General features: G+C 66.6%; 11 protein-coding genes. 8 read left to right on the forward strand and 3 right to left on the reverse strand.

Going from position 1 to position 14450, the window contains the following annotated elements:
• Positions 1–47: 47 nt before the first annotated feature.
• Both ACVWZ7_RS13365 and pucL read right to left on the reverse strand, forming a co-directional pair.
• Positions 48–1553, reverse strand: coding sequence for a nucleobase:cation symporter-2 family protein (locus tag ACVWZ7_RS13365; RefSeq protein WP_456508120.1), 1506 nt, complete (start codon positions 1551–1553; stop codon positions 48–50).
• Between the two features lie 184 nt (positions 1554–1737).
• A complete protein-coding gene (gene pucL / locus ACVWZ7_RS13370; protein ID WP_344365782.1) occupies positions 1738–2646 on the reverse strand; it encodes a factor-independent urate hydroxylase in 909 nt (302 codons plus the stop codon).
• Between the two features lie 399 nt (positions 2647–3045).
• On the opposite strand from pucL, the gene ACVWZ7_RS13375 reads away from it, so the two are divergent.
• Positions 3046–3222, forward strand: coding sequence for a hypothetical protein (locus ACVWZ7_RS13375; protein WP_344365780.1), 177 nt, complete (start codon positions 3046–3048; stop codon positions 3220–3222).
• Positions 3223–3284: 62 nt separating this feature from the next.
• Here ACVWZ7_RS13375 and ACVWZ7_RS13380 read toward each other — a convergent pair whose 3' ends face one another.
• The gene (locus tag ACVWZ7_RS13380) at positions 3285–4649 is read right to left on the reverse strand and encodes an 8-oxoguanine deaminase (RefSeq protein WP_456508121.1); all 1365 of its coding nucleotides are present in this window, start codon (positions 4647–4649) and stop codon (positions 3285–3287) included.
• A 374-nt stretch (positions 4650–5023) separates the two neighbouring features.
• Between ACVWZ7_RS13380 and ACVWZ7_RS13385 the strand changes: the two genes are divergently transcribed.
• The 7 genes from ACVWZ7_RS13385 to ACVWZ7_RS13415 all read left to right on the forward strand — a co-directional run bounded on the left by ACVWZ7_RS13385 (position 5024) and on the right by ACVWZ7_RS13415 (position 14430).
• Positions 5024–5512, forward strand: coding sequence for a nucleoside deaminase (locus ACVWZ7_RS13385; RefSeq protein ID WP_456508122.1), 489 nt, complete (start codon positions 5024–5026; stop codon positions 5510–5512).
• A gap of 72 nt (positions 5513–5584) precedes the next feature.
• Positions 5585–6949 carry an XdhC family protein gene (locus tag ACVWZ7_RS13390; protein ID WP_456508123.1) on the forward strand — a complete coding sequence of 455 codons (1365 nt, stop codon included), beginning with the start codon at positions 5585–5587 and terminating at the stop codon, positions 6947–6949.
• Positions 6940–7944 carry an FAD binding domain-containing protein gene (locus tag ACVWZ7_RS13395; protein ID WP_456508124.1) on the forward strand — a complete coding sequence of 335 codons (1005 nt, stop codon included), beginning with the start codon at positions 6940–6942 and terminating at the stop codon, positions 7942–7944. Before ACVWZ7_RS13390 ends, ACVWZ7_RS13395 begins: the two co-directional genes overlap by 10 nt.
• Positions 7945–7946: 2 nt before the next feature.
• Positions 7947–10829 carry a molybdopterin-dependent oxidoreductase gene (locus ACVWZ7_RS13400; RefSeq protein WP_456508125.1) on the forward strand — a complete coding sequence of 961 codons (2883 nt, stop codon included), beginning with the start codon at positions 7947–7949 and terminating at the stop codon, positions 10827–10829.
• 208 nt (positions 10830–11037) lie between these two features.
• Positions 11038–12606 (forward strand): NCS1 family nucleobase:cation symporter-1, encoded by a 1569-nt coding sequence (locus ACVWZ7_RS13405; RefSeq protein ID WP_344365764.1) that lies wholly within the window; start codon positions 11038–11040, stop codon positions 12604–12606.
• A gap of 27 nt (positions 12607–12633) precedes the next feature.
• Positions 12634–13377, forward strand: a complete 744-nt coding sequence (locus ACVWZ7_RS13410) for an aspartate/glutamate racemase family protein (RefSeq protein WP_456508126.1) — start codon at positions 12634–12636, stop codon at positions 13375–13377.
• A 69-nt stretch (positions 13378–13446) separates the two neighbouring features.
• Positions 13447–14430, forward strand: a complete 984-nt coding sequence (locus ACVWZ7_RS13415; protein ID WP_456508127.1) for an aldo/keto reductase — start codon at positions 13447–13449, stop codon at positions 14428–14430.
• Positions 14431–14450 lie beyond the last annotated feature (20 nt).

The following is a 14450-nucleotide window of genomic DNA, read 5'->3' on the forward strand; positions in this document are numbered from 1 at the left end:
GGTGGTAGGCCCCGCAAGTCGCTGCCGTGTGCGGGATGGACGGACTCCTAGTGCTCGTCGGCTGCAATCCTGGACTGCTCTACGGGAACTTCCTTGCCGTCGCAGTCAAACAGTTTGCCGTTCTCGTAGCGGTCGCCCTCAGCGAGGCATTTAAGGTCTTCCTGACGGATGACCCTGTCGGTTCCGGCCACGAAGACCGACTGGTTCTCGGAGTTCCCGGCCTTCAGGTGGTTGAAGAGCAGGTTCAGCAGGATGGCCATGAGGGCTGCCGAGCTGATGCCGGAGTGGAAGATGGTGCTGAACCAGGTGGGGAACTTGTCGTAGAAGGTCGGTGCCGCGATCGGAATCATGCCGAAGCCCAGTGACGCCGCGACGACGATCAGGTTCATGTTGTTGCGGTATTCCACTTTGGCGAGGGTCCGGATGCCGCTTGCGGCGACGGTTCCGAAGAGGACGACGCCGGCACCGCCCAGGACGGGCGTCGGCACCGAGGCCACGACGCGGCCCAGGACGGGAAGCAGGCCGAGGACCACCAGGATGAGCCCGCCGGCGCTGACCACGAAGCGGCTCTTGACGCCCGTGATGGCAACCAGGCCCACGTTCTGGGCGAAGGCGCTCTGGGTGAATGAGTTGAACAGCGGCGAGATGGCGCTGGAGAGCATGTCCGCCCGGAGGCCGTCGCCAATCCGCCTGGAATCAACCTTGGTGCCGACGATGTCGCCCACGGCAATGATGTCGGCCGAGGTTTCGGTCAAGGTGACCAGGATGACGATCAGCATCGAAACGATCGAGGCGACCTCAAAGGTGGGAGGGCCGAAAGCAAACGGTGTGGGGAAGGCGACGATTGCGCCCTGGGCCACCTTGGAAAAATCTGCCATGCCGACTGCGAATGCGATCAAGGTGCCCAGAACCATCGCGAGCAGGATCGAAAGCCTCGAGATCGCGGCATTCCCCACCTTGCTGAGTAGCAGGACAATCGCCATGGTGACCGCGGCGAGGCCGATGTTTGCCACGCTTCCGTAGTCCGGCGCCTTGCTGTTGCCGCCCATGGCCCAGTTGGCGGCAACCGGCATCAGCGTCAGGCCGATGGTGGTAATGACCACACCGGTCACCACCGGAGGAAAGAAGCGGATAATCTTCGAGAACAGCGGCGTGATGAGCAGCCCGATCAGCGATGCCGCGATGACGGAGCCGAACACGGCCTGGATGCCGCCACCGCCGTGGACGATCGCCACCATCGTGGAAACGCCGGCAAATGAAACGCCCTGCACGAGCGGGAGCCGGGACCCGAAGAACGGGATGCCGATGGTCTGCAGGATGGTGGCGAGGCCGCCGACGAAGAGGCAGGCGGCGATCAGCAGGCCGATGTCCTGCGACGACATGCCGGCGGCCGCGCCGATGATCAGCGGCGGGGCGATGATTCCGCCGTACATGGTCAGGACGTGCTGCAATCCGTACGCGAATGTGCTTCCGAGCGGCAGGCGTTGGTCTTCGGGGCGACCGGACCGAGCGGCGCGTGCCGCTGTCGCGGCTAATTTCTTCTTGGTGTTCATGGCAGACTTTCTTGGTTCATGGCAGACGTCTTTGTCTGGCTAACGGTGTCTGGCTAACAGTTGTGGCAAAGCAATTCGGCCCGTTTCCCGGGGTTCTTGTCCGGCTGTTCCCCGTGCCGGAGCAGCGGAAGACCGGACAAGAACCCGGGGTCGCGCCGGGCAAGCGCGCGGTTCCGGGACCGGCCTAGCAGAATCCTGCGATACCGCTCCAGGCGATCTCCGCGGGGCCGGCGTCCTCGCGCTGGACCGTGGCCTCGATCAGGCCGTAGGGCCGGTCCGCGGCAAAGAAGACCTCGTTGGGGTTGTCGAGGCCAAACGGTGAGAGATCGACGAGGAAATGGTGCTTGTTGGGCATGGAGAACTTGATCTCGTCGATCTCTCCGTGGGCCTCGAGGACCTTGGCGCCCATGTCGAAAAGGGTCTGCTGCAGGGCGTGGGAGTAGTTTTCGCTAAACCCTTCCAATAGCAGGCTCTTGACGTCGTCGTAGCTCTTGTTGAAGTCGGTGGTGCTGAAGTCGGTGCCGGTCTTGAAGCGCCAGCGGGCGGAGACGTCCGTGGCAAGGATACGATCCGTGGTTTCCGGCAGCGTAGTGTATTTGTCCCGTGGGTAGCCCACAAAGCCGGACTGCGTGGACTTGAGGACCGTGAGGTCCTTGAGCCCGGAAATCAGGTGCACGTCGGCGCCGTCCCGGACCAATACCGCGGTGCGCACCTCCTGGCCGTTGCGGACGAAGGAGTGGTCGTGCTCGGCGCCGTGCGCCTGGATGCGGTCCCAACTGTACGACTCCGCTTCCCACCGGCCGCCGGAGACCCAGTCGAAGCTCGAGGTGAAGTGCTCGCCCAACCGCAGAAGGAACGCTTCCGGGGAGCCGACGCCCTCCCGGGCGAAAGCGTAGATCGTGTTCTTCTGGGTGTCGGTGGCGACGACATGACCGTTGTCGCCCGCAAGGTGTGCGGCGGCGAAATCGCCGCGGAGCTGTGAGGTGACGTTCAGGTCCTCGATCTCGTGGCGGTCCGTGTCCCGGGTGATTTTGACGACCCGGACTTCGGCCTTTCCGTACTGGTTGTGGCCGAGGATGATCTTGTTGCTCATGGCTATTCCCAACTTCCGTGATGTGGAACCTAGGTTCCATCATTGAAATTAAGCGCGTGTTTCGCACGCGTTTCCGATGGAGCCGACCCAACAAAAAGAGCCGACGTCCAGTGACGTCAGCTCATTACAACCCTGCCTGCTGCTCCCAGGTTACGTGACCTACGCCACGAGTTGGTTTAAACACTAGCCCGGCAGGGCCGTGGTGTACATCACTTTTTCAAAAATCGGATTGTGACTGGCGCTCCTCCCGGCGGTCCGGCCTCGGCCCTTGACCGCCGCTGCGGCGCTCCCTAAGATTTCCACATATCAATAAAAATTTTCCAAAATGTGGAAAATTGGATGCAGCCCCGGCGCGGCCCTTGAGGGACTGGGGGCCGCGCCGGGAACGAGGAGGAACCGATGGACCCGCAGGATAAGGGCGTTGCCGCTGATTTTCCGGCCGCCGGTCAAGAGCTGTATCTGCCTTTCGGCGGCACGGACCCGGACTTCTACATCCCGGCCGACCATGAGCGGACATCAGGCGGCATCTCCCGCTGGTTCCGGATGCTGCCTGTGTTCGGACGCCGGCAGCCCTGACGGCGTCCGAACACAGGCCGCGCCGTCGCGTAACGGCCGGCTGTCGGATGGGCGCGCCGGCCCTAGTCGCCGACCAGTTTCCGCGCAGCCGCCGAGTGCTCCGCGATGAGCCCGGCGATATCCAGCCCTGGAATCTGCCCGTCGACCACCCGCCACTGGCCAGCCGCCATGACGCGGTCGGCCCGGTCCGCCCCGCAGAGCAGGAGCGCGGCCAGCGGGTCGTGGCTGCCGGAGAACCGCAGCTCGTCAAGCCGGAAAAGGGCCAGGTCAGCCTGCATCCCGGGCGCCAGTTGGCCCAGGTCCGGCCGGCCGAGGGCCGCGGCCGACCCCCGGGTGGCCCACCCCAGGGCCCGTTCCACCGGCACCTGGGCGCCGTACCGCAGGCGCTGCAGATACAGTGCCTGCCGCGCCTCAAGGATCATGTTTGAGGCATCGTTCGACGCCGAACCATCCACGCCCAGTCCCACCGGGACGCCGGCATCCTCAAGCTCAATCACCCGAGCGGTGCCCGATGCCAGCCGCATGTTGGAGGTGGCGCAATGCGCGACGGCGGTCCCTGCGGCTCCCAGCGCCGCAATCTCGGCGTCGCTGAAGTGAATGCCGTGCCCCAGCCAGGTCCTGCCGCTGAGCCAGCCGACACTTTCCAGGTACTCCACGGTGCGTAGTCCGAATTTCTCCCGGCAGAACTCCTCCTCATCCAGCGTCTCGGCGAGATGGGTGTGGAGCCGGACATCCAGACGCTCGGCCATGGCGGCGCTGTCGGACATAATCTCCTGCGTCACGGAAAACGGTGAACACGGGGCGAGGGCGATCTGGATGACTGCGCCGTCGCCCCGTTCGTGGTACTCGCCGATGAGCCTCTCGCTGTCCGTCAGGATGATATCCGCCGCCTGCACGGTGGACTGCGGAGGCAGGCCGCCGTCGTCCTCCCCGAGGGTCATCGACCCCCGGGTGAGGGTCGCCCGCATTCCCAGTTTCCGGACCGCGCCGACCTCGATGTCGATGGCGTCTTCCAGGCCGGAGGGAAAGAGGTAGTGGTGGTCCGCGGCCGTGGTGCAGCCGGAAAGCAGGAGTTCTGCCAGGGCAACGGTGGCTGCCAACTCCAGGTCCCGCGGGGTGAGCCGCGCCCATACCGGGTATAGCTTCTGCAGCCACGGGAACAAGGGGGCGTTTGCCACCGGGCCCCAGGCTCGGGTGAGCGTCTGGTAGAAGTGGTGATGGGTGTTGATCAGGCCGGGCAGCAGGACGTGGTTGCCGGCGTCGAACGTTTCCTGGCATGGTGCCGACGGCTGCTGGCCGGCGGCCAGAACTTCGACGATGATTCCGCCGCTCACCACGATTCCGCCGGAGGCGTCGAGGGCGTTGGCGGTGAAAGCTCCAAGGGGATTGCGGATCCAAAGGCGGGAGTCGGAGGGGCGCGTAGGCATGGCAGGTTTCCTGTCTGAGCGTAGGGACGTGGGCCAGCTCAGTGTGGGCCTGTCTGCTGATCCAGGCGTCCGGCTCGAGGCGCCGGTTGGAGATCAGGCTAGGCTGGCGGAGGCGTGCCCGTCAACAGTGCGCATTGTGACCACTCGGAAATCAGAATTTCACATCACGAAACTAGGATTCCAAAAATCTATGGCGCAGCTCACGTTTCGCTGCTACTCTGGAGTTTGCCAAAGGCGGGCCCCGGTTTCCGGAGAAGCTATCTACCAGGCGCAAGTACACCTTCAAAAGCACGCGCTGAAGCCTGGTAACCGTCGCAACTGGTCATTGCGTCCCATTCGTCGGACCGGCTTCCACAGCACAAGGGAGCCGCATCATGAGCGCCACCGCCCAGGCATATCTGGCCAGGTCCATTGAGCTGGCCACGGCAAACGTCCTGAACAACGGCGGACCGTTCGGTGCCGTCGTTGTCACCGCGGACGGACAGGCGTTCGACGGCGTCAACCGCGTCACCGCCCTGAACGACCCCACCGCGCACGCCGAAGTCACCGCAATCCGCCGCGCGTGCAGCGAACTTGGCACCTTCGCCCTCACCGGAGCCATCCTTTACAGCAGCTGTGAGCCCTGCCCCATGTGTCTGGCGTCCGCGCTGTGGGCGCGGGTCGCGCGGGTGGTCTTCGCGGCGGACCGCCATGACGCCGCGTCCGTGGGTTTCGACGACGCCGTGTTCTATGAATTCTTCGAAAACGACCAGCGCGACGCCCTGATGCCTGTGGGCAAACTGGAACTTCACGACCCGCAGGCGCCGGCCGTCCTGGAACCCTTCACAACATGGAATGCCCTTGATTCCCGAATTGACTACTAAGGTCCTTCCACCGGTCCATGACGGGCACAAGAATATGGACATCATCGCCGCACCGGGAAAGAGGGAGCAGCAATGCTGGAACTGATGCCGTCATTGCAGGAATGGCAGCCCGCCGTTAGCGGGCAGCGGTGCGCCGTGGCCACAGTGGTAGGGGCGGCAGGTTCCGTTCCCCGGCCGCTCGGAACGTCCATGATCGTGTCCGAGGCCGGCGAGGTCCTGGGCAGCCTGTCGGGCGGCTGCGTCGAAGGTGCCGTGGTGGAGTTGGCGTTGGAGGCCATGCGCGACGGCGGCACCCGCCGTGAAGTTTTCGGCTACAGCGCCGAAGACGCGTTCGCAGCCGGGCTCACCTGCGGCGGCGAACTGGAAATCCACATTGAACCGCTGGGCACCGAACCAGGCACCTTGCAGCGTGAAAGCCTGGCCGCCCTTGGAGCCCGCGGACCCGCAACGCCTGTGGCACTGATCCGCAGGGTCGACGCGCACGGCGGCGGCGCCGTCGTTGTCCCGGAGCCCGCAGCCTACCAGGCCGAAACCTGCCCCGAACTGGCCCTGCTGCTGGGCCCGTCCGGCGGGGGCGGCCCGGCGGGCCGCGCGCTCGTGCAGGCCGCAGCCGCCCAGGTGGAGCCGCTGCTGCGCCGGGGACAGACCGGGCTGGTCCGGCTCGCCCCACCGGACGGTTGCCTGTCCGGCCCCGCAGCCGAGCGGGCATCCGGACCGGCTGGCGTCCGGGAGGCTCGGGCCACGAACAACGAGCCTGTAACCCTCCTGGTGCAGAGCCGGCGCCCGCCGGCACGGCTGCTGATCTTCGGCGCCAACGACTTCGGCGCGGCGCTGCTGCCGGCCGCCAAGCTACTCGGATATGACGTGACGCTCTGTGATGCCCGCCCGGCTTTCGCGGCCCAGGACAGGTTCGCCGGCGCCGACCAGGTGGTCACCGCGTGGCCCCACCGCTACCTCGCGCAGGAAGCCGCGGCGCGAAGGACCGACGCCCGGACCGTGGTCTGCATCCTCACACACGACCCCAAATTCGACATTCCGCTGCTTGAAACCGCTCTGGGCCTCGAGTTGGCCTATATAGGTGCGATGGGATCGCGGCGAAGCCACCAGCAGCGGGCCGAGTCCCTCCTCGCCGCGGGCGTGCCCGCCGCGGAACTGTCCCGGCTGCATTCGCCGATCGGCCTCGACCTCGGAGCCGTCACCCCGGCCGAGGTGGCGGTCTCCATCACGGCGGAGGTCCTGGCGCGCCGCGGACAGGGCACGGACCCCGACGGTACAGCTTCGGCCGGAATATCCCGGGCAAATCGTCCCCCGGCCCAGTGCAAGTCCCTGAAGGACGGTGCGGGTCCGATCCACCACCGGGGCGGCAGCTCCGCCGCCCCGCAGGCCGCAACCCTGACCCCCTCACCCCGGCAGCCCCAGGAGACACCATGGATATGAACACCATCGAAGCGGTGGTCCGCACCGGGGATCCCGGCGAGTGGCGCAACGGGGATGCCTGGCTGGCCGGCGGCACCGTCTTGTTCTCCTACGGCAGCTTCGCCTTCGGCAAGGAGCCGCTCCGGCGGCTGCTGGACCTCAGCGCCACCAACTGGCCCGCCCTCACGGTGACCGACTCGGGTATCGAGATCGCGGCCACATGCACGGTTGCACAACTGTACGCACTGCCGGATTCGGACGCGCTGGCCCTTGTTGCAGGGAGGAACCGGGGTGAAGTGGTCGCCGGCGCAGCCGCCTGGCCGGCCCTGGACCTGATCCGTCCCTGCTGCGACTCCTTTGTGGCTTCCTTCAAGGTCTGGAACATGTCCACAGTGGGCGGCAACCTGTGTACCTCGCTGCCGGCCGGCCCCATGATCTCGCTTTGTGCCGCGCTCGACGGCACGGCCACCATTTTCGGCCCCGGCCCCGGCCCCGGCGGCGCCAGCCGCACCGTGCCGGTGGCCGAGTTCGTTACGGGGGACGCGAAGAACTGCCTGGCCCCCGGCGAGCTCCTGCGCAGCATCCACCTCCCGGCGTCGGCCCTGTCCTCGCGGGTGGCCTTCCGCAGGCTCTCGCTGAGCAACCTGGGGCGGTCCGGCGCGCTGCTGATCGGACGGTCCGACGCCCACGGCGCACTGGTCCTGACCGTCACGGCGGCCACCAAACGGCCCGTGCAGCTGCGCATTACGGCGGCTCGGGGAGCAGGCCCATCCGCGTCGGCCCTGGTCGCCGCCCTCGATGCTGCCATCCCGGACTCGCTTTATCACGATGACATCCACGGGCTGCCGGCCTGGCGGAAGGACATGACGTACCGGCTCGCAGAGGAAATCCGGGCGGAGCTGGCCGCGCCCGAAGGAGTTGCCCCGGCCCGAGTCTCCGGCGACTTCTGGCCGCCACGGCGCACGCCCGGCCCCGCCACACCAACACCGGAACAGTCACAGCAGGAAGGGCGCTGATCATGGCCAACAACACCAGCCGCACCGACACTAGCCGCATCGTTGTCAATGGGACTGCGGCAGCGGACAGCCCGCGGCCGGGCCAGTGCCTGCGGACGTTCCTGCGGGAACAGGGCGCCCACGGCGTCAAGAAGGGCTGCGACGGCGGCGACTGCGGGGCCTGCACGGTCCACGTGGACGGGACCCCGGTGCACAGCTGCATCTACCCGGCCGTCCGGGCAGAGGGACGAGCCGTCACCACGATCGAAGGACTGGCTGCCACCTGTGACCCCGGCGGACCTGACACCCCAGGCGGCGGCGCCGCCGGGACCACAGCACTCCACCCGATGCAGCAGCAGTTCCTGGACCGACAGGGCTTCCAGTGCGGTTTCTGCACGGCGGGCATGGTGATGACGGCGGCCACCTTCGACGACGAGCAGAAGGCGGACCTGCCGCGGAACCTCAAGGGCAATCTGTGCCGCTGCACCGGCTATCGCGCCATCGAAGACGCTGTCTGCGGGCGGGAAGGGCACCCCGACGCCGCAGGTCCGGGATCCGGGGTCGCCGGACCAAGCCAGCCGGCACCGCGTCCCGGACAAATGGGCGATGACGTTCCGGCACCCGCCAGCTTCGCCGTCGTCACGGGACAGGCCCGCTACACCCTGGACGTCCCCGCCGACGAAATGCCCGGACTGCTGCACCTGAAGCTGCTGCGCTCACCGTACGCCCACGCCCGGGTGGTCGCCATCGATAAGTCCGCAGCGTTGCAGGTCCCCGGAGTCGTGGCCGTCTTCACCCATGAGGACGCCCCGGCCCAGCTGTTTTCCACGGCCCAGCACGAGCAGCACACCGACGACCCGGATGACACCCGGGTCCTCGACGACGTCGTACGGTTCATCGGGCAAAAGGTCGCCGCCGTCGTAGCTGAATCTGTTGCCGCGGCGGAAGCCGGAGTCCGCGCCCTGGCCGTCGAATACGAGGTCCTGCAGGCCGTCTTCACTCCCGAAGAAGCGATGCACCCGGGTGCGCCGGCGATCCACGGGGACAAGGACGCCCTCACAGCCCGCATCGGCAGACCGGAGCAGAACGTGGTGGCCGAACTGCACTCCGAGCTGGGCGACGTCGCCGCCTCCTTCGCCACCGCGGACTTCATCCACGAGCAGACCTACCGGACCCAGCGGGTTCAGCACACCGCACTGGAGACCCACGCCGCCATCGCCTCGATCGATGACGATGGACGGCTGCAGGTCCGAACGTCCAGCCAGGTGCCCTTCCTGGTCCGGCGCACCCTGGGCCGGGTCTTCGGTCTGCCGGAAGAACAGATCCGGGTGGTGGCCGGCCGCGTTGGCGGCGGCTTCGGCGGCAAGCAGGAAGTCCTCACCGAGGACATTGTGGCCCTCGCCGCGCTGACTCTGCGGCGCCCGGTGCAGCTTGAATTCACCCGCACCGAGCAGTTCACGGCCGCCACCACCCGGCACCCGTTCACTATCCACCTCAAGGCCGCCGCCAGCAACGAGGGCAAACTGACGGCGCTTCAACTGGACGTGCTGACCAACGCCGGCGCCTATGGCAACCATTCCGTGGGCGTGATGTTCCACGGCTGCGGCGAATCCCTGGCCGTGTACAACTGCGCCAACAAGAAAGTGGATGCCCACGCCGTGTATACCAACACGGTGCCGTCCGGCGCGTTCCGCGGCTACGGGCTGAGCCAGGTGATCTTCGCCATCGAATCCGGCATGGACGAGCTCGCGACCGGGATCGGCATGGACCCGATGGAGTTCCGCCGCCGCAATATGGTCCGCGAGGGCGACGACATGCTCTCCACCCACCCCGACCCCGAAGAGGACGTGCTCTACGGCAGTTACGGCCTGGACCAGTGCACCCGGCTGGTACAGGATGCCCTGGACCGCGGCCGGGAACGCTACCGGGTCGCCGGACTCGAGGACCTCGGCCCGGACTGGGTCACGGGGGAGGGCTCCGCCCTGTCCATGATCGACACCGTCCCGCCGCGCGGCCACTTTGCCCACTCACGGCTCCGGCTCCTGCCCGACGGGACCTACGCCGCCGCCGTCGGGACGGCTGAATTTGGCAACGGCACCACCACCGTCCACGCCCAGCTCGCCGCCACCGCCCTGTCCACCACTGCCGCCCGCGTCACTGTGCGGCAGTCCGACACCGACCTCGTCGAGCACGACTCCGGTGCGTTCGGCTCGGCCGGCACCGTGGTGGCCGGGAAGGCCACGCTCGCCGCCGCCGAGGACCTCGCCGTGCGCATCCGCGCCTTCGCCGCCAGACTCCGGCAGGTCCCCGCCGCCGGGTGCGTGCTGGAGGCGGACGCCGTCATCTGCGAGGGAACCCGGGTGCCGCTGACGGAAATATACGACGCCGCTAAGCAGTCCGGCGTCGAACTCGCCGCCGAGGGTCACTGGGGCGGGACGCCCCGCTCCGTGGCGTTCAACGTCCAGGGTTTCCGGGTGGCCGTGAACACCGGGACCGGTGAGCTGCGGATCCTGCAAAGCGTCCAGGCGGCCGACGCCGGCACGGTGGTCAATCCGCGCCAGTGCCGCGGCCAGATCGAAGGCGGCATCGCCCAGGCCCTCGGTGCCGCGCTGTACGAGGAAGTCAGGGTGGACGACGCCGGCCGCGTCACCACGGACATCCTGCGGCAGTACCACATCCCCTCCTTCGCGGACGTGCCGCGCAGCGAGGTGTACTTCGCCGACACCAGCGACAAACTGGGCCCGCTCGGCGCCAAGTCCATGAGCGAGAGCCCCTTCAACCCGGTGGCGCCGGCGCTCGCGAACGCCATCCGGAACGCCACCGGCGTGAGGTTCGCGGAGCTGCCCATCTCCCGCGACAAGATCTACCTGGGACTGAAGGAAGCCGGGCTGGTCCCCTCCCGCTAGACCCAACGTGGGGCCGTAGGAACGGTTTGTGACTGGCCGCGATCCGGTAACCCTTGACTGACACGTGATCCAGGTCATACCGTTATTTCACTACTCGATACCCATCTTCCGCATTGTGGAATGAATGCAATGACGCTCCTGCCGGTAGTTTCCGGCACATCTCCCAGCGCGGAATGCATGGAAGACATCTTCAAGAAGTGAGATCACGATGCAGACGACCCCGTTGACCGGCGTCGACCCGGCTCCCGAGACCGCAGTTGGCTTGAGCAAGGCTGCCCACCCTTCCATGGGTGTCGACGCGCTTTGCGAAGCAGCCAGCGCCGCCTCCGGCCGAACGATCAGCCCTTCCCTTTACAACATCGACCTTGCCCCGACGAAGCGGGAAGGTCGCCGCTGGACCAGCTACAGCATTTTCACGCTCTGGGCCAACGACGTCCACAGCCTCGGAAACTATGCCTTTGCCATCGGGCTCTTCGCCCTCGGACTGGGCGGCTGGCAGATCCTTCTCGCCCTGGGCGTCGGAGCCGTCCTCTTGTTTGGGCTTCTCAGCTTCTCCGGTTTTATGGGTGTCAAGACCGGCGTCCCGTTCCCGGTCATGAGCCGGATCAGCTTCGGCATCAGGGGAGCACAGATCGCCAGCCTCCTGCGCGGGGCGGTGGCCGTGGCGTGGTTCGGTATCCAGACGTACCTGGCATCTGTGGTGCTCCGCGTCATGCTCGTGGCCATGGTCCCCTCGCTGCGGGAGCTGGACGCCAACTCCATCCTCGGCCTCTCCACGCTGGGCTGGGCCTCGTTCGTGTTCCTCTGGATCGTCCAACTGGTCATCGTCAGCTTCGGCATGGAAATGATCCGCAAGTATGAAGCCTTCGCCGGGCCCATCATCCTGGTGACCATGGCGGCCATGGCCATCTGGATCTTCGTTCAAGCCGGCGGCTCCATCGCCTGGACCTCGAACCACGCCCTCGAAGGCGCCGAAATGTGGCGCACCATCTTTGCCGGCGGTGCGCTGTGGGTATCCATCTACGGAACGTTCGTCTTGAACTTCTGTGACTTCACCCGGTCCGCCGTCTCCAAGAAGGCGGTGGTGCGGGGCAACTTCTGGGGTATCCCCATCAACATGCTTCTCTTCGGCGCGATCGTGGTGGTCATGGCCGGCGGCCAGTTCAAGATCAACGGCACGATCATCAAGAGCCCGTCGGACATCGTCCAGACCATCCCGAACACGATGTTCCTGGTCCTGGCCTGCCTTGCGCTGCTGATCCTGACCATCGCCGTGAACCTGATGGCCAACTTTGTGGCTCCCGTCTATGCGCTGACCAACCTCTTCCCGAAGCACCTGAACTTCCGCAAGGCGGCCTGGGTCAGCGGCACGATCGGCCTCATCATCCTGCCGTGGAACCTGTACAACAACCCGATCGTGATCGTGTACTTCCTGGGCGGACTCGGAGCGCTGCTCGGCCCGCTATTCGGCGTCGTAATGGCCGATTACTGGCTGCTGCGCCGCGGCAAGGTCAACGTCCTCGAGCTCTACACCGAGGACCCGGCGGGAGCCTACTTCTACAAGAAGGGCTTCAATCCCCGGGCGATCATTGCTTTGGTGCCGGCCGCCTGCGTTGCGCTGCTGGTCGCCTTTGTTCCGGCGCTCGAAGCCGCCGCCCCGTTCGCGTGGTTCGTCGCAGCCGGCATCGCCGCGGCGGTCTACTACGCCATCTCGGACCGCTCCCAGCGGCTCGTCGACGTCGACGGCGAAGCAATCGCTGTCGCCAGCAACCACTGACCCATCTGTCCGAAAGCGGAAAGCACCATGCGCATTCTTGTCGCCAACGTCAACACCACGCAGTCGATGACAGACTCCATCGCCGCGCAGGCACGCCAGGCCGCGCTGCCGGACACGGAGATCGTGGGACTCACTCCCCGCTTCGGCGCCGACTCCTGCGAGGGAAACTTTGAGAGTTACCTCGCGGCGATCGCCGTCATGGACAGGGTCCTGTCCTACCCGGAGCCGTTCGACGCCGTCATCCAGGCCGGCTACGGTGAGCACGGCCGCGAAGGACTCCAGGAGCTCCTCGACGTTCCAGTAGTGGACATCACCGAAGCGGCCGCGAGCACCGCGATGTTCCTTGGCCACAAATACTCCGTGATTACCACCCTGGACCGTGCCGTCCCCCTGATCGAGGACCGGCTGAAGCTGGCCGGCCTCGACGCCCGGTGCGCCTCGGTCCGGGCCAGCGGAATGGCAGTGCTGGAACTCGAGGAGGAACCGGAGCGCGCCGTGGAAGCCATCATCGAACAGGCACTCCTGGCGGTCCGCGAGGACAAGGCGGAAGTCATCGTCCTCGGGTGCGGCGGAATGGCCGGCCTGGACGAGGAGATCCGTAAGCGTGCCGGCGTCCCCGTGGTGGACGGGGTGGCGGCTGCCGTCACCATCGCCGAATCGCTGGTCCGGTTGGGGCTGAGCACTTCAAAAGTCCGGACCTATGCCACCCCGCGGCCTAAGACGGTCATCGGATGGCCGCTGACGGGGGCCGCCACGGCGGCGATGCCCTGAGTCGGAGCTAGAGGTGCCCGACGCCGTCGGCCACTCACATTGAGGGCGCCGACGGCTTATAGTCGGACGATGGAACAGCGAATGTTGGGCAAGACCGGACGGAACGTCTCGATCGTCGGGTTGGGGACCTGGCAGCTTGGCGCGGACTGGGGCAACGTGGATCCCGGGCAGGCGCAGGCCGTCCTTGCAGCCGCGGCGGAAGCCGGCGTCACCTTCTTTGATACCGCCGACGTCTACGGCGACGGGCGCAGCGAGCAGGCCATCGGAGCGTTCCTGGCGGACAACCCCGGCCTGGACATCACGGTGGCCACCAAGATGGGCCGGCGGGTGGAACAGACGCCGGAGAACTACAACCTGGCCAACTTCCGCGAATGGACGGACCGCTCCCGGCGGAACCTGGGGATGGACTGCCTGGATCTGGTCCAGCTGCATTGCCCGCCCACCGCCGTGTACAGCAACGCCGAAGTCTACGACGCATTGGACACCCTCGTGGCCGACGGCGCCATCCGGAACTACGGCGTCAGTGTGGAGCGGACCGACGAAGCCCTCGAAGCCATCCGCCACGAAGGCACGTCAACGGTGCAGATTATCTTCAACGCCTTCCGGCTCAAGCCCCTGGACGAGGTTCTTCCCGCCGCACAGGCAGCCGGTGTGGGCGTCATTGCTCGCGTGCCCCTCGCCTCCGGGCTGCTGTCAGGCAAGTACACCAAGGACACGTCCTTCGCGGAGAACGACCACCGGAACTACAACCGCACCGGCTCCGCGTTCGATGTCGGGGAGACCTTCTCGGGCGTGGACTTTGAGCAGGGCCTCAAAGCGGTCGCCGAGTTCGAGGAACTGGTGCCCGACGGCGTCAGCACCGCCCAGGCTGCGATCGCCTGGATCGCGGCGCAGGACGGCATCAGCACGGTGATTCCGGGGGCGCGGAACGTGGACCAGGCGCGCTCCAACGCCGCCGCGGCGGGCGTCAGCGGCATTGACGCCACATTCGACGTCGGCGTCCGGGAAATCTATGACCGCTACTTCCGCGAATCGATCCACCCGCGCTGGTAAGGCGCAGGATTCTCCACGGT

Source organism: Arthrobacter sp. TE12232, assembly GCF_054062615.1.